Here is an 18713-nt window from a genome sequence, read left to right on the forward strand (position 1 = left end):
AGGATGCTGATTTTGTTTATAAGCGTAAATAGAAAATAGATCGAATTCTAATTTAGTTGTTCTTAGGCGGTCTTGGACCAAAAAACTGGTAATAATGAGTTTTAATATCACCATTATATAGCTTTCGGTTTTTCGTTGCTCTTTTGCCATAAACCTCTTGGAAACGTGGATGAGAAGTAAGAATGTATACAGACCATGTGTCCAGGCGCTCACGGAACGCTTTCCCCATTTTACGATACATATCTTCTACCTCTTCACGTTCACCAAGACGCTCCCCGTATGGAGGGTTTCCTATTAGTGTCCCATACTCAAACCTTGAACTGACATCGGTCACTTGCATCTGTTTAAATTGAATTAAATCAGCAAACCCAGCTTCTAGTGCATTGTTTTTTGATAAATCAACCATTTTGGGATCAAGATCACTTCCAAAAATATGAAGAGGCTGATCATATTTAGCAAGATCTTCTGTTTCTATCATTGCTTCTTCCCAGCGTTTCTGACCAATCCATTCCCAATCTTCGGAAGCAAACGCACGATTGAATCCTGGTGCAATGTTCTGGCCAATCATAGCAGCTTCAATTGGAAGCGTACCTGAACCACAGAATGGATCTATAAACGGTTTATCAGCGTTCCAATTTGTTAGCATAATCATCGCAGCTGCCATTGTTTCTTTAAGAGGAGCTGCACTATGCAAATAACGGTATCCTCTTCTATGCAAACCTGTACCACTAGTATCTATTGTTAATACCGCTGTATCTTTATGGATTGCCACTTCAATTTTAAACAAGGGCCCATCTTCGTCAAACCATGATACATTGTATTTTTCTTTCATACTTTCCACAATCGCTTTTTTTACGATAGCTTGACAGTCAGGAACACTATATAAAGTCGATTTAACTGATCTTCCACTAACCGGAAATTCTGCGTTAACAGGAAGTAAATCTCCCCACGGAAGTGCTTTTGTCGCTTCGAAAAGCTCATCAAAAGTTGTGACTTTAAATTCTCCCACTTTAAGTTTCACGCGATCTGCTGTTCGTAACCAGTAATTTGACCGGCATATACCGAGCTCATCACTATCGTATGTTACCTTCCCATTGTCGACACGAACATTTTCAAAACCTAGATCTTTCACCTCACGAGCAACCAATGATTCGAGCCCCATGGTGGCCGTTGCAATTAATTCGTATTTTGCCATCTTCTCAACTCCAATCGTTGTTTGATCTCGCATTATGTACTCTTTTATTTCTGTTTTCATATTACAACATTTAATGTCTAATTGTTAAGGCAACTTAGTCAATTGGCTGGTATAATATATGCCTTTGCTTTTTCTTATACTTTAACCGTTTATCATCATTATCTATTCATAAAGTACAAAAAAGCCCCATAAGGGCTTTTCATCAAAGATGATAACGTTCTGTAAGCCATGTTCTGTTCCATTGTACTACGAACGGGTCTCCCCTCGTACTCAGGTGGTAATCATCTATCTCCAGGTGCGTCCTCGCCACCTGGCTCTCTCTCCGTTCAATTCCTTCGAGAAAGCTCCCCTACCATAATTTGGGTTTCTCGCTCGTGGGGTTTACCTCGTTCCACTCTTAATGTTTCCATTAAGACTTCGTCACTGTGGCACTTTCAGAGTATTCGGGCCATATCCGTTAAGAACTTAGGCCGTTTCCCCGCCGTTAGCCCAAAAATGGACTACCCTGACTTATTGTTTCATCAGGCACGAACACTACGATCATCTCAGATCGTGCGAGCATGGACTTTCCTCTATATACTGCTTATATGCAATATACAGCGATCACCCGAACGTTATCATTATTAGGACAGCAAAAGCAATTATATCTTATATATCACTTTCATGCAAGGTTTCTTGTATAATCAGTTAAATGGTACATTTATTATTATATTACGGTGAGTGAAATTTATCAAATGGATAAAAAAACCACCCTATTATGGGCGGCTTATTCGTAAAGCTTACTTCCGAAAACGTGCTTCTCTAAATTGGATAGACGTTTTAAGATATCATAGTTTGTGTTGCCAGGTTGCGTTTGGGAACGTGTCTGCTGACGTTTTTGTTGCTCTGACATGCGATCCATTTCTCTTCTAAGCCGGGTATTCTCCTGGCGAAGTTGTTCGATGTCATTTTCAAAACGTTCATAGTCCTTAATTACAACGTCTAGAAACTTATCTACATCATCTTGATCATATCCACGAAATCCACTTTTAAAATCTTTTTCAAGAATGTCTTTTGCTGTTAATTGAGTCGGTTGTTGCTCTGCCATTTTATCACCTCTATATGTATGCAGTTATATTCTTTTATTTTATTCTTCCAAAAGACCTTCATCTTGTCAATTGGAATCTGTTCAAATAATGCTACTGGCTGTAAAAATCAGGGTTACTTTCACGCAAATCCTGTTCTAGCAGATCAAGATCAACAGGGGTAATGGTAAAAACTTCGTAAGCTGGATCATTTCTCTGTCTGTTTTTGCTTTCTTTCAAATAATAATCTGGCGAACCTGGCGTATCCTCATCGTATAAAACGAGCATTGCGTCACTTTTTTTGACTAAAAATTCATTTTTAGCTTTTAACTGCCCTGGATTTTCGTAAGGTCTACTCGTAATAGACTCGACGAAGTCCGCTTCTGCCATAATCATATTATAATATTCCTGAGTAGGCTCTTTCCATTTACTCTCCTGTTCAAGAAATGGTGTTAATACCGCTAGCTTAAGATCAGGGTATTCTTCTCGAAGATCAAGAGCTGTTTCTCCTGCCCAAAGCTCAACGCCAGTTTGACCACTAATTAAAATCCATTCAAAGTTCCTCTCCTCAATGAGCTGTATCATTCTCATACGGAGTGCTGCCTTAATAATGGGTAAGCCAGGATGGTCATCGTTAAAAATGCCGAGTTCGTGAGCTTTATATCCAGTAATAAGCAAAACGTTCGCCATTCTGACACCTCCTATGTAAAAACGAACTGGATATCCAGTTCGTTTCATTATACCTTTACTATCTTCGTTTTTGTGCTGGACTAACCTGACCAGGACCTGGCATTCCGCTGCCATACTGTCCTTGCATAGCGCCTGCTACTTGGGAAGGATTTGTTGGTCCATACCCAGCCGGCATAGCTCCTGTTGGACGTGGTGGTGGGTAATTGTTTGTGTGTGATGCTAATACTTCATTCGATTCAGTTAATGGATAACTGTGATTATGCTCATACATGTGATGATGGACATTCTTAATATGAGTAGGATGAATATGATCCACATTGTGTTTGTAATAATGATTCTTCACACAACACTTCGTTGGATAAACAACTGGACTTGTTGGACATGGACCTCCTGGCCCTGGCCCTTGCATAGCAGGACTAACTTGCCCTGGCATGCCACCTTTCATTGCTGGACTAACCTGCATAGGCATATTTGCATTTGGACCCTGCATTGCTGGACTTACCTGATTTGGCATATTCGCATTAGGTCCCATGCGATGACGATGATGAAACATAGTGTAGGTTCCCCCTTCTTAATTTGGTGAATTCCCTACTAGCCTATGTAGCACGCATAGTACATGTACTGTGTATTCGTCCTCATTTTACAAATGCTTAACGAAAAAGAAAGCCTATTTTTGCAAGACTACTTCAGAATCATTAAAGATTTGGGCTGACTCACTAATTTGACTCATAACAACCACTGTTAATGCAATAACCATAAAAAACATGACCATAATAATTTGTTTCAATTTCCATCTCTCCATTACATTAAAACTTAATTACTTTTGATTAGAACTAACAGAAACTTCAATATACTATTCAAAGTTACAACAAGAGACGACAATTGTAAACGGCGTATCAACAAGTTATCACACAGAAATCGTCGAATGTTTGTTCTTTATGCGCTTACCCGGGGAATAATTATGGATAAATAATTTATTTCCTACCAAAAACGAGGTTATCTCGGGCTATTCGCTCTCTAATTTCCTGTTCATAATTATCTTTTAAATCTAGTTTGTCAAAAAGCTTTAGGCACAGCTCTGCCGTCATCCGAGCGTCATTTAAAGCATGATGTCTCTCATGGCGTTCAATGTTTAATTTTCGAATTAAAGAATCGAGTTGCGGATTACTTTTCGGAAATATTTCTTTTGCCAGTGCCTCAGAATCAAGGTAAGGTGGCAAGTAATCAGGTAAATCCCACTTTTGAGAAAGTGTTTGCAGGAAATAAACATCAAATTTAACAGGATGGGCAATTAAGGTTGTTCCTCTACTAAAAGTTAAAAAATCATCTAACGCTTCGATAAATGACCATCCTGCCCTAATCTCCCCGATCGAGAGACCGGTTAACTGCCTCACGAATCGAGGTACTTTATGAATGGGTCTTACAATTCGATAAAACGATTCCTCTAAAATACATCCTTCAACAAGATCTATTTTAACAGCTCCAATTGAGATCACTTCATCTCCAAGTGCGGGATAAAAGCCTGTTGTCTCAAGATCAAATACGGTAAAATAGCGACTACTTGATTCTTGATAAGACTGTAATGAATCTGTTAATTGTGCGTAAGCGGGTAAGGATTGATCACTTTTAATCCGTTTTTTCCATCTAATTCTGTCATATATATAATAGCGTAGTAGCTTAAACCCTATCGAAGACATTGCTAAATACTCCGATTCCTGCGGAAGCTCAATTCACTTACCTGCTGCATTCGCTTAGCAACAAGTAAAGCTTCTCTCATTTTTCTTCTTTCTTCCTTTTCCCATTCAATCGGCCGAACTAAATTCGATATTTCTATTCCATTATTCAACTGATGAAGGTTCTGCCTAACTCGAAAAGTGTAAAGGTAATGAAGAGCTGTTTCGATATTTATAACATCTCGGTGATGGAATATTTCTTTTTTCTTCAACTCATGCAGTCTTTTAATTGTATTAACTTCTTCTACTCCATATTTCATCGCAAAGATACGAATACCATTTACAATTTGCATAATAGCGGCTTTTTTCAAGTCAAGCGTTTTTTCTTTTCCACGCAGTTGGATTTTCCCTAAAGGATTTAGTGGTACGCGGAAACGAACAGTATCTTTCATCAACAACATTTGAAGTGTTTGAGCTCTTCTTATGCGCTCAGTTATTCGGCTTCTTAAAGTTCGTGACAGATCAAAATCACCATAGACTGGTCTGAAATCCATAAATATTGTGAAATTGCGTATTTCTTCAGCATCCGTTTCAGTGATCCATCGGTTCACTTCCTTTTGCCAATTGGATAACGATCGCCGCCATTTAGGGTTCTTCGCCATAATGCCCCCATCACATTCAGGCAATCCACATGTTGTTAGCATCGTATTTATCTTTTCGGAAAAAACGCTGAAATAAGTTTCAATTTCCGCTTTATGTTCAAGATGTTCATAGTCATCAATAATTAATCCATTATCTTGATCCGTACTAAAAGCCTGCTCTTTTCTACCTTCACTCCCCATTACAATAAAGCAAAAGTTTACTGGAGCACGCCCATAACCTTCCTGCATCATTTGTTTCTCTGCAAGTAAAATCACGCGTCTATGCATTTCATCGTTATAGTTAGACATCATTTCGCATATTTCGTATCCAAGAGTATTCGCATCTAGCAATTCCTGTATAAATGATCGAAACTCTTGGTGAATAGGTGGAGATAAATTCATAATTTCGTTTAATTCTTTTGCTCTAGATAATCTATAAGAAAGATCCAAGTATGCTGATTCCTGAATACCAAGAAATGATTTTGCGGAAACCATCCCAACAAGTCGATCACGCTTTACAACTGGTAAAAGTGAGACTTTATGATATTTCAAATACGCAAGCGCTTCATAGCTGAATGCATCTTCTTCAACTAGGTTTGGTTTTTGATACATCCATTTGTGGATTGGATCTTGGAACTCACCTCTTGTTAGTGCACTAATGATCTCAAGTGGCGTAACTGTTCCTAGTACACTTTCACGATCTTCACTTACAATTACTCCATCGTAATTATTCGTGCGAAAAAGCTCAGCCGCCTCAAGGACTGTATACGTCGGCGGAATTGTTACCATAGAATCCATAATGGAACTTACGCGTGTCCGATAAAGTGCAATATTTTCTCCATCTGCTTCTCTGTCCCGCTCTTGCTTAATCTCATCATAAAGACTTCTCATTCGTTCACCTATTGTATCTAGTACATTATGTGAAAATGCAGGATTTTCGGTCATGATTTTAAGCATAACTTCTTTTTTAATGCGAATAACCTGGCAGTCTTCATTTGCTTGTACAGAAAATGTCATTGATTCATCTGTTAACATAATCATTAAGCCGACGAGATCACCAGGATAATAAAACCGCATTGTCGTCTGCTGACCGTTTGCTTTATGAACAATATTCTTTGCTATGCCTGATACAAGCAGGAATAACGTATTCGTATCTTCATCTTCGTGGTAAAGGAATTCGCCCTTTTGGTAGGTGGAGAAATGAGCAGATACCATTAACTGTTCAATTTCAGCATCACTTAGCGAATGAAATGGTTCCTTTTTCTTTAATACATCATAGAAATCTTGCATGACAACCTCCTACCGTTAACGTGATTCTTTTTGTTCAAGTCTTTCAATTCTCTTCATATACTGAAGTCGCTCCGATTCTTCTTTATCTTTAAGAATACGTTTTTTATGTTTCCATTTTTGATACCCGGATAATGCATAATAAAGAGCTTTCTCATAGTCTCTCACTTTATGCTCATAGTATTTAGCAAGCTCGACATCGCTTTCTTCATCATTCGATGATTCAGAAAGATCCTGCCAGATGAGAATGGCTTTATCTAGGTTTCCCTGTTTTTTGTAAATACGTGCAAGAGCTTTTCTAGCTTCCCGTTCATGACGACCCGTTGTTTGCTTATATAACTGCGCAGCATGGTCTTCTTCTCCAACGGCATCCCACCAGCGAGCTGACTGGAATTGTTCAGTAGCTGATAAGGATTTCCCTTCAAAATCAAGGAGAAGGTGAGACATTCGAATATATAGGGTGATTAAAGACAAAATATCCTCTTCGTTATGTTTGAGTACACCAGCAATCAATTCTGGATCAGGGTCTTTCACGAATTCGAAATAAAGCATAGGAGCTAGATAACCTGGTATATCTTCATTTCGTGTAAAGCCTAGCTGCTGTTCTTCTACGTTCGAGAGTCTAACAGATTCCATCTCATTTTTCCAGAAACGACGCGCGCCATGCAGAAGGTCAAAATGACCAAATTGTGGCAATTTAGGAACTTGTTCACGAATAAGCGTATGCCTCGTTTTCACCTGTGGCCAATCAAAGGCTTTGCCATTATACGTCACTAAATTCTTCAATTCTTTAACATCTTCTAGAAATGCCTGGTACATAGGAACTTCCGCTCCTGGGCCTGGGAGGAAATATTGATTTACTGAGATACCTTTTTCAGTATACTGGCTGTATCCCAACAAGAAAATCGTATTCCCAACTCCTCCACCTAGACCAGTTGTTTCGGTATCAAAAAACAATAAATCAGATGGGGTTAGATGTTTAGAAGAAAGAGGATGGCTTCGATGAAAGCTATTCCAACGATCGACAACATCTTCAAGCTCTTGAAAAACATACCGTCCATGTTGATATGTTTTAGGATATTGTTTCGTTCGAACGAATGCATATTCACCATCTAAGAAAAAAGGGCTTGCATCGAGTTCACGCCATTTTTGAAGATGTGGAACAGAATGAATAGGCTGTTCCACTTTTTGCGGCGTGTCTTCCCCTTCACTAAGGTTCATATGCTTTTTCATTCGATTTAATTTACCCTTCCGTGACATTAGAATGCTCTCCTCTTAAAAATTCAAGTAAATAGCGGGCAGTTTCTTTGCTATTCTCTCCTGTTTCTCCTGCGACACCTACGCACGACGGACAGCCACTTTCACACTCACAACCAACAACGATTGATTCAGCTTCTTTCAGAATGAGTCCTAGTTCTTTATAGACACGTTCAGAAAGACCAATCCCACCAGGGTATCTATCATAGAAGAAAATAGTAGGTTTATTAGAGTGTATGGCTTTGATTTGTGGTGTTACGTGAAGATCGGAAACATCACACATGACAAAAAGTGGTGCAACGTTACGGAGCACGTTCCCAAGACCTAACAATCCTTCCTCTAATCGGTTTTCCCCCATCGTTTGCACAAAACTTTCTGGAAATTCAAACCAGCATGCGTTTGTATGCAGTTCTTCTTCTGGTAAATGGATAGGTCCAGAACCAATATTCTCATGTGTTTCAAATTTTATCTTCTTAAAGATTGTAGCCATCGCATTCACCATTACTTCACCATACGTGGCTGTGGTATGTGGAAGTTGATCATGCTGATCTTCTTCAAGAACCTTAAGCTGGACGGCAAGATTAGCATCCGTATAATAGTCCACATCAACTTCACGTACCCAGGCTTTCTTTTCCTCGTAATCAAGCAATTCAACCTGATATTGCACACCTTGATGAAGATAAATAGCTTCCTCATGTAGTAAAGTCATAGCACTAAACCTGTCCATTTCCCCAATAACTTTCACATTTGCTGCTGTCGTTTGATCTATAATAACCACATTTTCTTGTGATGCAGAACGAAGGCTAACGTTATGTGCTGGAAAAGCATCATTCATCCAGAACCATCTGTCTGCTCGATGATGGAGCAATTGCTCTTCTGTTAGAAACTCAAGCACATCTTCTACATCTTCACCGCCAAATGTATCACCCTGTTTAAATGGTAATTCATATGCCGCACATTTTACGTGATCGACTAGAATAATTAAATTATTCGGATTCACGCGAGCTTCTTCTGGATTGCGTTCAAAAAAGTAGTCTGGGTGTGTAATCATATATTGATCTAATGGACTTGAACTCGCAACAACAAAGACTACCGATTCATCCTGCCTACGACCTGCTCGTCCAGCTTGCTGCCAGGTGCTCGCAATTGTACCTGGATAGCCTGTCAGAACACATGCTTGAAGCTGACCTATATCTACGCCTAGTTCAAGTGCATTTGTACTAACGACACCTTTTATCTTCCCATTACGAAGCCCCTGTTCAATCTCTCTTCGCTGTTTAGGGAGATAGCCGCCACGGTATCCCATTATGGACCTTGGACCTAGCTCCCGCTGTTCTAGTTGCTGCAAATACGTTAACAGAATTTCTACACGTACCCTACTTCTTGCAAATACGATGGTCTGAATATTATTCCTTAATAGTTCAACAGCAATATTTCTTGCCTCTAACGTTGCTGAACGCCTGATATTAAGAGCTTGATTCACAACTGGGGGATTGTATAGGACAAAATGCTTCCGACCTGTAGGTGCACCATTATTATTAATGAGCGTAATTGCTTCTCCAGTAAGCTCCTCTGCAAGTTCCTTAGGATTTGCAATTGTAGCTGATGTACAAATAAAAATGGGATTGCTTCCGTAAAAGCTACAAATTCGTTTTAACCTTCTTATCACATTGGCTACATGACTCCCAAATACCCCGCGGTATGTATGAAGCTCATCGATAACGATTACTTTTAAATTTTCAAAAAGGGAAACCCACTTTGTATGGTGGGGGAGAATGGCAGAATGAAGCATATCCGGGTTTGTCATGACAATATGCCCAGCTTTGCGTACGATTTGCCTAATTGTTGGAGAGGTATCCCCATCATATGTGTACCCTTTTAAATCTACTTCCATTTCATCAATAAGCTCATTGATTTCACTTTTCTGATCCTGAGCGAGCGCTTTCGTTGGAAACAAGTACAGTGCTCTGCTTGACGGATCTTTCAAAATCGTATCAAGAACAGGGAGGTTGTAGCATAACGTTTTTCCTGAAGCAGTAGGCGTCACAGCTACAAAACTATTTCCTTCAGTTGCTTCTTCGTAAGCAGTTGCTTGATGTGTATATAATTCGTTAACTCCTCTATTTAAAAGAGCCTCTCGCAAAACAGGAGCCACACCTTCAGGGAAGGGTGCGGTTTTTGCTGCTTTCGGTTCAATTGTTTTCCATGTGACGATATTCGATCTATACTTTTCCTCCTGCTGAAACATGTCCAGTAGTTGAGGGAGTTTCTTCTTTATTTCCATCCGATCACCTCAAAAAAATGTCTACTTCTATTGTAGCGAATACGCGTTCGAATGGATACCGTTTTGATTTGGAATACAAGCTTTTCCATTATGATGATAGTATGTATCCAAATACACCAACTTCTTCTTCATAATCAACAGGGTGACAAAAAAAGCTATCAGAGGTTTCCCTGATAGCTCCTGACCTATTTATAATTGCTTGATTAATTGCTCAACATCTGTTGCAGGTAATGAACAGGTAAAGTTCTCACAAAGATAGATCGTGGTTTGTGTTGATTTCATAAATTCAGAAGCAAATGGAGCTGCTTCCTTTAGTAACTCAGGATCTTTCGTACTAATACTTGTAAGCTCTGGTAAAAATGATTGTTGTATAAACTTCTCCATTATTACTCTATTTTCATCGTCAGGCTCCCCAATGATAACCAATTCTTTCGGTGAAGAAACAGTAAACAGTTTGCTCATTAGAAAGTACGCATGCCCACTTGAATAAGAGCTAACATCACCAGAAAAAGCCGTAAACATCTGATTCGCCCATTCATCGTACTTTATTTCACCGGTCATTTTTGATAATCGAAGAAGCTGAAGGACTGCAACGCTGTTACCTGAAGGAAGGGCACCATCGTGCACATCTTTTGGACGGGCAATCAATTCCTCTGCATCATGTCCGTACAAATAGAATCCACCACTTGTTTCATCCCAAAAGAGATGATGCATCTCATCTGATAGCTTTTTAGCTTTCAGAAGAAAATTTGAATCATATGTTGCTTCATAAAGTTCATTTAACGCCCATAATCCATATGCATAGTCATCATGGTACGCTTTGAATTTGACTTCTCCTTCTCGAACGCGTGCCATTAACCTGCCATCAACAACGAGATGTTTCTCTATGAATTCATAGGTATGTTGAGCTGTCGTCAGATAGGAAGGGATATTAAAAACTTTGCCTGCTTTAGCGAATGCAGCAATCATTAGCATATTCCAGCTTGTTAGAATTTTATTATCTTTATGTGGATGAATTCGTTCTTCTCTCACATCAAATAATTTTCGCCGTGCTTCTTCAAGCTTATCTTCGAAGTCTTTCTCGGTTCCATCAAACTTCTCTTTCATTTTTGAAAGGTTTGTATGGATTAAATTAGGTATATTTTCACCTTCAAAGTTACCTTTAGATGTAATATCAAACGTCCGATTATAAAGGGAACCTAACTCATCACCAAGAATATCTAGAATTTCCTGTTTTGACCACACATAGAATTTTCCTTCTACACCTTCAGAATCAGCATCTTCAGCAGAATAAAAGCCACCATCAGGTTCCTTCATATCTCGTTCCACGTAATTCAACACATCACATGCTATTTTCTTATACCGCTCATTTTTGGTCACCTGGTAAGCTTCGGTATAAGTTAAAACAAGCATCGCATTGTCATATAACATTTTCTCAAAATGCGGAACAAGCCACTCCTGATCGACAGCATACCGCGCAAATCCATAACCAATGTGATCATAGATTCCGCCGTTTGCCATGGCATCAAGCGTTCTTGTTACCATCGTTAAGGCGAGCTCATTCTCATATTTCCGATAATAACGAAGCAAGAACATGAGCATGTGTGGAGATGGAAATTTAGGAGATTGACCAAACCCTCCGTAAATCGTATCGAAAGAGTTTTGCATTTGTTGGAAAGCTTTATGAAGCGCTTCCTCCTTTAACTCTCCCCCTTCAGCATTCATCCGTTCTTGAAGAGAAGCTGTAATTTTCTCACCTATTGCTGTAATGCGTTCAGGGTTATCCTGATACTGCTGATACAACTGCATAATTGCATCTTTAAATCCAGGTAGATTGTATCTGCCCTCTTTTGGAAAATATGTTCCAGCATAAAATGGCTTTTGATCCGGGGTTAGAAATACATTCAACGGCCAACCGCCCTGCCCAGTTAATCCCTGACATACTTTCATATAAATTGAATCAATATCAGGACGCTCTTCTCGGTCAACTTTAATTGATACAAATCGATCATTAAGTAATTTTGCTGTTTCCTCATCCTCAAAACTTTCTCTCTCCATCACATGACACCAATGGCAGACCGAGTAGCCTATGGATACTAAAACGGGCTTATTTTCATTTTTAGCTTTTTCGAACGCTTCTTCGCCCCACGGATACCAGTCGATGGGGTTGTATGCATGCTGTAGTAAATAAGGGGATTTCTCATTTATTAACCTATTAGGCTTTTTTTCGTTTGAAGACATTTACCTCACATCCTTTTTATTAAATCCTGTATAATGTCAATCCTCACGTAATGGAATTAAAATGGTTTAAAGGTTAACAAATCAGACGAAGTTATTTCAAAGGTTCTTTATAGAAAAGTGAATTGTCATTTCAACCTCAGCACCAATTAGCCTTTTCCATTCAATTCTTTCAACCAAGGATTTTAAAACATTATTTTCCTCCTGTTCAGTCAAGACTTCTTTATTCATTAAGTCTAATCTTCTATTTAGTTTCTCTATTTTCTCATTAAGAGTTTCCTTACTTATTGATTCTAACATTTTTTCTAAGACCCTTTTTTCTTCCTTAAGTCTTTCCATCTTTAAAACAGTATTATTTTGTCTCCCTAAAAAATCATTAACACTGTATAACCCTATTTCATATGAGTCATGTATTTTCCTAAGCCGAGAATAGTATGTTTCTAAACCCTGTGTAATTCTGTCCAATTTATTTTGTATTTCCACCCGTTGACCATTAACTTCACCATTTCCTTGTTGAAGTTTATTGATATAGAGGATAAGTTGTTCTAAAATTTCTTTTTTAAAGTAGGTAAGCTCTGAACCACGATTAGGACATTTATTGCCATCAGTATCTAGGCTTTGACAGGGTTTAAGAGAAAGTTTGTTTCTTTTGTAATTTAAATACATTGGACTCTTGCATACACCGCATACAAACAAGCTAGATAATGAATACCTCAATTTCCTGGCGGGCTTCTTCCTTTCTAACCTTAAAATTATTTTGTCGTGTTCTTCTTGAGACTTTACTGCTTGATGTGCATCTTCTTTCACTATCCACTGCTTTCTAGGTAGTAATTCTCCTCTTTTCTGTGATGAATTATTTCGACTCTTGTTATAAACAATCCGCCCGAGATGTGTTTCATCTAATAACAACCTCTTAATTGTACTATCTAGCCAATTCTTACCCCTAGGAGATTTAATACCTTTTTCATTTAAATAATTAGCAATGTTATAAATAGAATCTCCCCTGATAAATTTTTCAACAATGTCTCTATATACAGCTAGCCTTACCGTGTTTACGGTAAGACTTTTTGTGTTCTTGTCGTATTCATAAGGGAACGGAGGTGTCCCATTTGTCCATCTACCCATTTTTGCACCTATCTGTTTTCCTTGCTGAAGTCGTTTCTTTATCATTTTGTATTCTTGTCTTGCAATGAAACTGTGGAAATCCGTATATTGTTCATCTTGCTCATTTGATAAATCATAGACTTTGTATGGATTAGCAGTAATTAACTTTGTATTAGAGGTCTTAAAAGCTTTAATAACCTTGTCTTGGTCACCTAAGTCACCTCTTCCGAGTCTATCGTAATCAAAAACTAGTACTGCTTGATATTTGTTCTTTTGGATTAAATCTAAAAGCTCAATCATTTTGGGTCTTGTGTATAGCGAATCCCCACTACCTATCTCAGCAAACTCATCGTAATCCCAGTTTTTATCCTTACATATACTTATCAACTCACTACGGTGATTACTTAAATCTTTCTCACTATCTCCTCTAGACTTCCTTATATAAATAGCAACATGACAGATTCTACCTTTCATTTTAACCCTCCACGTTTAATGACTATAGTTATCTATTAATCTATCACACTCTAATCGTGATGACTATAGTCTGTCGACTCCTTGTCTCTTTAAATGGAGTATTAATAGTAGGGGGTGCTGATATTGCGTGTAGAAGTTGCATTTGGAAAAGTATTAAAGAAAATTAGATTAGAAATGGGATTGTCTCAAGAAAAGCTAGCATTACTATGTGAGCTAGACAGGACTTATATAGGATTATTAGAAAGGGGACAAAGAAAACCTACAATCACAACCATTTTCACAATTGCAGAAAATTTGGATGTTAAACCAAGTTCCTTAATAACTGAAGTGGAATTAATGACTAGCAAATAGTAATTACTTGATTGTTGATTTAACTAAAAATGATGAAGAGAATTAGCTGGTAAAATTACAGCTAATTCTCTTCATCATTTTTTATTAATAAGTATGCAGATTCACCTACTGAACGACACTCAATAACTTTTAAACCTGCTTTTTCACATAAATCTCTTAAAGAAGAAGGAGGAATTATTCCATAAAAAGAGTAATTATTGTTATTTTTTATTAACCATCCATCTTTATACTTAACAGCATTTTTTTTGGATTCATAACTCTTAAAATACGAATTTCTATACTGGGTAGTAATTAGTGCTTTACCTTCAAACTTCAATGCTTTTCGAATAGTAGTTAAAACGTTAACTCTTTCTTCTTCATATGGAATTGCTGAAAGTACATTTGTGCAAATTGCCCAATCAAAATAATTAGCCATATCAAATTCATCGGTAGTGAAAACAGACAAGTTGTCTTCTTCTTCAGCAAAATCCGTAATGGTTAAATGGTTGACTCTATCGAGCTTCTGAGTACGATTAATTTGTTCTTTCGAATCCACAGCAATAACCTCTTTGACTCTATTTAATAAGGGAATTGTATACCTAAGCTTTCCACAACCATAATCTAGAATCACACTACTTTGGGGCAACTCGTTAATCCATTCAAGTAGCCAATTGCTTTGTTGCAAAATAGATTTTGCAGCATATTCGCTTTTAACAATAACTTCTTTCTCATCTTCAATTTTATAATGCATCTTGATACACCTTTTTAATAGATTCCGACACTTGCTCAGTCTCAGACTCAATATTGAATATCAACCTAATCTCAGTATTGATAATTCTTATTGCTCTTTTATAAAACACAACACCTAAAGCACTTAAAATTATAATCAACAAAGCTAAAATTAAGGAAATGCCATTTAACGTCAAAAATAAGAATAGAATTAAAAAAATCATCAAAACCGTAATACTTTCAATACAAATCCAAAATAACGCCCAGTTTGTTAGTGCTAAAATAATGTTATGTTTACTTATTTTAGGTTCTGTAGAATCAGCATATTTATAAAATACTTTATCCATCAATTCATTTCTATCTTCATAAACTTTTTTTCTTTGCTCTGCGTTTAGAGCTATCCCCACTTCATTTGCCATAGGGATAAGAATATACTGAAAATCAAAATGATGTCTAATCTTAAACCTGTTAGAGATTTGATCGTGAAATGCTCCAAAATATGAGAATAGATACCACAACACGGCTGGTATCAAGTAATTAGTGTCAATTGGCACTTTTCTATATTCTACTGTGAAGTTTGGTATATGCTCCATAAAGTCCTTAACTCCGTCTGAATTATTGTAAAGGAAAGAGAAGCAAAAGAATACAACAATCGAACTTACAAGACCAATAAGCCTTAGCATTGATGAATAATCTTTAACAGCCAAAAATCGTTCCCCCAAATCGAAACTTATTTATACAGGGCAATTGGTTTTATAACAATTGCAGGTTTCACAGCGAAGATGTCTTTACTATCAAAATCAAACTCGTTTTTACTTTTAATCTTGGTCTTCGCTCTTCTATGCTCTCTACTAAGCATGTTAGTCATCCCCGATAAAGTGGGGTCAAAGATTGTATATTTTTCTCCAGCTTGTAATACATGTTCTATACGACCCATAACTGTATAAGTTCCGAGAGATAAATCACTAATGTCTACTTCTAAGCTATTAATCCCTAGTGAACCTACGAAGAAAAATTTTGCGGAATTAGGAGAACCAATTGGTCTGAAGATTGCTTTTTGCACATCTTTCTCAATAGCTTTTTTGCCGTAGTTAACTGCAGAATTAAAATCTTCATCAACTTCCATATCAATGTCTAAATTATTCGCCAAGTTAAAAAAATCACCCGCGTTGTTTAAAAAATTTCCTATTTCGTACCCTTTAGAAAGTTTTACTTTCGTTGAAAACCTTACAAATTGACCTTCTTCTAACTGCGCCCATATTTCTCTATCAAAGCCTTCCAAGTACTGTATTGCAGGTTCTAAGTAATTATCTAATTTAGAGAACAGTGATTCTTTTGTAGGTTCTCTCAATTGACTTATATTAACTGATTTTCCTTTCCCTTCTCTCTTAATTGATGTAGCAGGAATTGGTATACCCATCGATACTAATATCTTCTGAAGTTCACCAGTTGAAATATCAAAATTCCACTTAGGAGAACCATCACTAGTAGACGATTCCGTATATTTTATAAGACCATCTTCTATAGTAGAAACATAATTTCTCAAAATTTTCTCATCTAAATAATAAAAATCTTTCAAGCTATCAATCATACGTTCCCACCTTTTCCATTTTTATCTATTATACCACACCCTATTTCTGTAACTCCACTTCGCTTTTTCTATTAATTTCCATTATCATTCTCCTTTCTTAGCTTAGAGATATAGAGAATAATTTAGTTGGTTTTGTGTTGACGTCGAAAAATACAGGTAATATGCACTTATTGGTATCTATAATCTCATAATTAAAAAGGTTTTTAGGGGGTTAACACAGCCATAGGTTCTAAAGACCAAGTGACACCAATGACATGTAGAATACCCAATAGATACAAGGACAGGCTTATTTTCTCTCTTTGCCTTTTGAAACGCTTCCTCTCCCCATGGATACCAGTCAACTGGATTATGTGCATGTTGCAGGAGATAAGGAGACTTCTCATCAATCAGCTTATTTTCATAATGATTCTTCTTATTATGCTCGTCCATTCATTCACCCTCCAACAATTAGTTAGGTATGATCTATCTACAGTTTAACAAAAGAATCCTTTTAATCATAAAATCTTTCGAAACTGACATCCGCACAAAAATAAGCGGTGGATTCACCGCTTATCAATAGTGCTTATTAATATATTTCTGTTCTTCTTCATTCGTCATTAATCGCTTAGCCTTACCGATTGTACCACCATTTAAACGCCATATGTGATTATGAACCTCTACTGCGTTTTGATAATTATCTTCATCCCATTGATTCAACGTTTCAAGATAAAAATCAAAATGCTCATATTCATCCGGTGTTCCTTTTATTTTCTCTAATACGCCAAGCATACTATCAATTCTCTCATCAGAGATTTGATAAATTCCCCATTTTTGTTTAGCTACGACCTTCTGATGAGTCATACCATGTATGTAATCTTGAAATTCATTTTCAGAAGGTATTCCATCTTCAGAAATTAATGGTTCACCATCATCTATGTATCGATCTGGATCAATGGGTTCTGACTTATTACTAGCTGATTCACTTGACGATTTCTCTATACTCGAATCTAAATCAGAAATAAACCAGTATGTAACGCCAAGAACGATTACAACGATGGATGATATTGAAATGATTAATGTTCTTGTTGAAGGCATATCTCGCTTTCAGCTCCTTGTATTTTCTACTGTACAACTACTATGTCATGAAAATAAAAAAGGGTATTTATACCTACTTTTACATAGTTTGCTAGAAAGTTTAGGAGAAGTCAATGATTATACAGATATTTGTTTAGAATATTAGCATAAAAGAGGCGAATGCATAAGCATGTCCATCGAATCTAGCATAGCTTACTAGTAAAAGGAGGTGTTCTTTATGGGAAAACGACGTAGCGCAAGTACACCAAGAACATATCTTAACAACAACAGCAACAACCGAACTCAAGGAGCATCCAGAGGCGAAACTGCTCCAAGCTGTTCTCGCTTCTGTTCTAACGTGTGTCAAAGACTGTTTCCTTTTAACTTTAACCGCTGTTTCAATGACTGCTTATCTTGTAAGAGAGGTGTCGTATCTGACACAGATCACGATTTTTACGACGAGTAATCAATTGAAAGTCACCTAAATGGTGGCTTTTTCTTGTTAGAAGACATATAAGAGCGATATCTTTTCTCTCAAAAGATATCGCTTTTATGCTGAAGAGATATATTCTCTATTATTCACTCTATTGATCTCCAAACGTTTCTGTTACACCGAATGTATCTTCATGATTATAATGATTCATAGCTTTATCCAAATCATGATAATACCTGTGGAGTGATCGAACCTCAGCTCTAGTTAATTCATGACTTGAGAGCTCTTTAATAGATTCTAAATCCCTTTTTAGGTCATCATGAGCTACCCCATTCTTTAGAAAAACATCGATGTATGTGATAGCAGCATCAGCATGGGATTGTTGAACCTCCATATCTAGCTCTCGATCAATCATGCCATATCCTGTTGTTCGGTTATAATAAGCATGAAAATCTGCGATAAATTCGTCAATATGTTTATACTCTGCTGGAAAAGAAGCAGCAGAGACAACTTCATCTGTACCTTCTACCTTCATACCATTCATTTCTGTATGAAGTGAGAATATATAAATATAGAGAGCAGCGAATGTAGCAGCGACGAGGAGACTGAGGATGGAAAACATCATTTTGACTTGATCCATTTCATCTTCCCCCATTCGGATTTCTCCCTA

16 protein-coding genes, 1 other RNA gene and 1 pseudogene are annotated in these 18713 nt (G+C 37.3%); 1 reads left to right on the top strand and 17 read right to left on the bottom strand.

Translation table 11 applies throughout. The features are described 5' to 3' along the window. Positions 1-52 precede the first annotated feature (52 nt). From JI666_RS03780 to JI666_RS03830, 11 genes are all read right to left on the bottom strand, one after another. The gene (locus JI666_RS03780) at positions 53-1195 is read right to left on the bottom strand and encodes a THUMP domain-containing class I SAM-dependent RNA methyltransferase (protein ID WP_206889305.1); all 1143 of its coding nucleotides are present in this window, start codon (positions 1193-1195) and stop codon (positions 53-55) included. Between the two features lie 217 nt (positions 1196-1412). Further along, an RNA gene (rnpB, locus tag JI666_RS03785) (RNase P RNA component class B) lies at positions 1413-1810 on the bottom strand. Between the two features lie 151 nt (positions 1811-1961). Then, entirely contained in the window at positions 1962-2282 is a 321-nt protein-coding gene (gpsB, locus tag JI666_RS03790) for a cell division regulator GpsB (protein ID WP_048309322.1), read from the bottom strand. 91 nt (positions 2283-2373) lie between these two features. Next, a complete protein-coding gene (locus JI666_RS03795) occupies positions 2374-2949 on the bottom strand; it encodes an SLOG family protein (RefSeq protein ID WP_206889095.1) in 576 nt (191 codons plus the stop codon). Between the two features lie 58 nt (positions 2950-3007). Next, positions 3008-3502 carry a CotD family spore coat protein gene (locus JI666_RS03800; RefSeq protein ID WP_206889097.1) on the bottom strand — a complete coding sequence of 165 codons (495 nt, stop codon included), beginning with the start codon at positions 3500-3502 and terminating at the stop codon, positions 3008-3010. Between the two features lie 421 nt (positions 3503-3923). Continuing rightward, entirely contained in the window at positions 3924-4646 is a 723-nt protein-coding gene (locus tag JI666_RS03805; protein WP_206889099.1) for a 3'-5' exonuclease, read from the bottom strand. Positions 4647-4648: 2 nt separating this feature from the next. Further along, positions 4649-6553: a DUF294 nucleotidyltransferase-like domain-containing protein gene (locus tag JI666_RS03810; protein ID WP_206889101.1), complete on the bottom strand. Its 1905-nt coding sequence runs from the start codon at positions 6551-6553 to the stop codon at positions 4649-4651. A 15-nt stretch (positions 6554-6568) separates the two neighbouring features. Further along, positions 6569-7810: a ribonuclease H-like domain-containing protein gene (locus JI666_RS03815; protein WP_206889103.1), complete on the bottom strand. Its 1242-nt coding sequence runs from the start codon at positions 7808-7810 to the stop codon at positions 6569-6571. After that, a complete protein-coding gene (locus JI666_RS03820) occupies positions 7794-10091 on the bottom strand; it encodes a DEAD/DEAH box helicase (RefSeq protein WP_206889105.1) in 2298 nt (765 codons plus the stop codon). Before JI666_RS03820 ends, JI666_RS03815 begins: the two co-directional genes overlap by 17 nt. Before the next feature lie 189 nt (positions 10092-10280). After that, positions 10281-12332, bottom strand: a complete 2052-nt coding sequence (locus JI666_RS03825) for a thioredoxin domain-containing protein (protein WP_206889107.1) — start codon at positions 12330-12332, stop codon at positions 10281-10283. Positions 12333-12428: 96 nt separating this feature from the next. Then, positions 12429-13907, bottom strand: coding sequence for a recombinase family protein (locus tag JI666_RS03830; RefSeq protein ID WP_206889110.1), 1479 nt, complete (start codon positions 13905-13907; stop codon positions 12429-12431). Positions 13908-14021: 114 nt separating this feature from the next. Here JI666_RS03830 and JI666_RS03835 point away from each other — a divergent pair, with 114 nt between their 5' ends. Continuing rightward, on the top strand, positions 14022-14258 hold the full coding sequence (locus tag JI666_RS03835) for a helix-turn-helix domain-containing protein (protein WP_349769294.1): 237 nt from the start codon (positions 14022-14024) through the stop codon (positions 14256-14258). A 61-nt stretch (positions 14259-14319) separates the two neighbouring features. Here the strand turns inward: JI666_RS03835 and JI666_RS03840 are convergent, their stop codons facing one another. The 6 genes and pseudogenes from JI666_RS03840 to JI666_RS03865 all read right to left on the bottom strand — a co-directional run bounded on the left by JI666_RS03840 (position 14320) and on the right by JI666_RS03865 (position 18698). After that, positions 14320-14988, bottom strand: coding sequence for a class I SAM-dependent methyltransferase (locus tag JI666_RS03840; protein ID WP_206889118.1), 669 nt, complete (start codon positions 14986-14988; stop codon positions 14320-14322). Next, positions 14978-15673 carry a hypothetical protein gene (locus JI666_RS03845; RefSeq protein ID WP_206889120.1) on the bottom strand — a complete coding sequence of 232 codons (696 nt, stop codon included), beginning with the start codon at positions 15671-15673 and terminating at the stop codon, positions 14978-14980. Before JI666_RS03845 ends, JI666_RS03840 begins: the two co-directional genes overlap by 11 nt. A 23-nt stretch (positions 15674-15696) precedes the next feature. After that, positions 15697-16557: a DUF6414 family protein gene (locus JI666_RS03850; RefSeq protein ID WP_206889124.1), complete on the bottom strand. Its 861-nt coding sequence runs from the start codon at positions 16555-16557 to the stop codon at positions 15697-15699. Positions 16558-16791: 234 nt separating this feature from the next. Further along, a pseudogene (locus JI666_RS03855) lies at positions 16792-16986 on the bottom strand (DUF255 domain-containing protein); the annotation flags it as partial. Positions 16987-17109: 123 nt separating this feature from the next. Continuing rightward, positions 17110-17631, bottom strand: coding sequence for a DUF6241 domain-containing protein (locus JI666_RS03860; protein ID WP_206889130.1), 522 nt, complete (start codon positions 17629-17631; stop codon positions 17110-17112). Positions 17632-18194: 563 nt separating this feature from the next. After that, positions 18195-18698: a hypothetical protein gene (locus tag JI666_RS03865; protein WP_206889133.1), complete on the bottom strand. Its 504-nt coding sequence runs from the start codon at positions 18696-18698 to the stop codon at positions 18195-18197. Between the last annotated feature and the right edge of the window lie 15 nt (positions 18699-18713).

This window comes from Bacillus sp. NTK071 (assembly GCF_017303315.1).
Classification (GTDB): Bacteria; Bacillota; Bacilli; order Bacillales; family Guptibacillaceae; genus Guptibacillus.

Excerpts from the sequence above, each read along its gene's own strand:
- JI666_RS03780 (WP_206889305.1), bottom strand. The coding sequence starts at position 1,195 with ATGGCAAAATACGAATTAATTGCAACGGCCACCATGGGGCTCGAATCA.
- gpsB (WP_048309322.1), bottom strand. The coding sequence starts at position 2,282 with ATGGCAGAGCAACAACCGACTCAATTAACAGCAAAAGACATTCTTGAA.
- JI666_RS03795 (WP_206889095.1), bottom strand. The coding sequence starts at position 2,949 with ATGGCGAACGTTTTGCTTATTACTGGATATAAAGCTCACGAACTCGGC.
- JI666_RS03800 (WP_206889097.1), bottom strand. The coding sequence starts at position 3,502 with ATGTTTCATCATCGTCATCGCATGGGACCTAATGCGAATATGCCAAAT.
- JI666_RS03805 (WP_206889099.1), bottom strand. The coding sequence starts at position 4,646 with ATGTCTTCGATAGGGTTTAAGCTACTACGCTATTATATATATGACAGA.
- JI666_RS03810 (WP_206889101.1), bottom strand. The coding sequence starts at position 6,553 with ATGCAAGATTTCTATGATGTATTAAAGAAAAAGGAACCATTTCATTCG.
- JI666_RS03815 (WP_206889103.1), bottom strand. The coding sequence starts at position 7,810 with ATGTCACGGAAGGGTAAATTAAATCGAATGAAAAAGCATATGAACCTT.
- JI666_RS03820 (WP_206889105.1), bottom strand. The coding sequence starts at position 10,091 with ATGGAAATAAAGAAGAAACTCCCTCAACTACTGGACATGTTTCAGCAG.
- JI666_RS03825 (WP_206889107.1), bottom strand. The coding sequence starts at position 12,332 with ATGTCTTCAAACGAAAAAAAGCCTAATAGGTTAATAAATGAGAAATCC.
- JI666_RS03830 (WP_206889110.1), bottom strand. The coding sequence starts at position 13,907 with ATGAAAGGTAGAATCTGTCATGTTGCTATTTATATAAGGAAGTCTAGA.
- JI666_RS03840 (WP_206889118.1), bottom strand. The coding sequence starts at position 14,988 with ATGCATTATAAAATTGAAGATGAGAAAGAAGTTATTGTTAAAAGCGAA.
- JI666_RS03850 (WP_206889124.1), bottom strand. The coding sequence starts at position 16,557 with ATGATTGATAGCTTGAAAGATTTTTATTATTTAGATGAGAAAATTTTG.
- JI666_RS03860 (WP_206889130.1), bottom strand. The coding sequence starts at position 17,631 with ATGCCTTCAACAAGAACATTAATCATTTCAATATCATCCATCGTTGTA.
- JI666_RS03865 (WP_206889133.1), bottom strand. The coding sequence starts at position 18,698 with ATGGGGGAAGATGAAATGGATCAAGTCAAAATGATGTTTTCCATCCTC.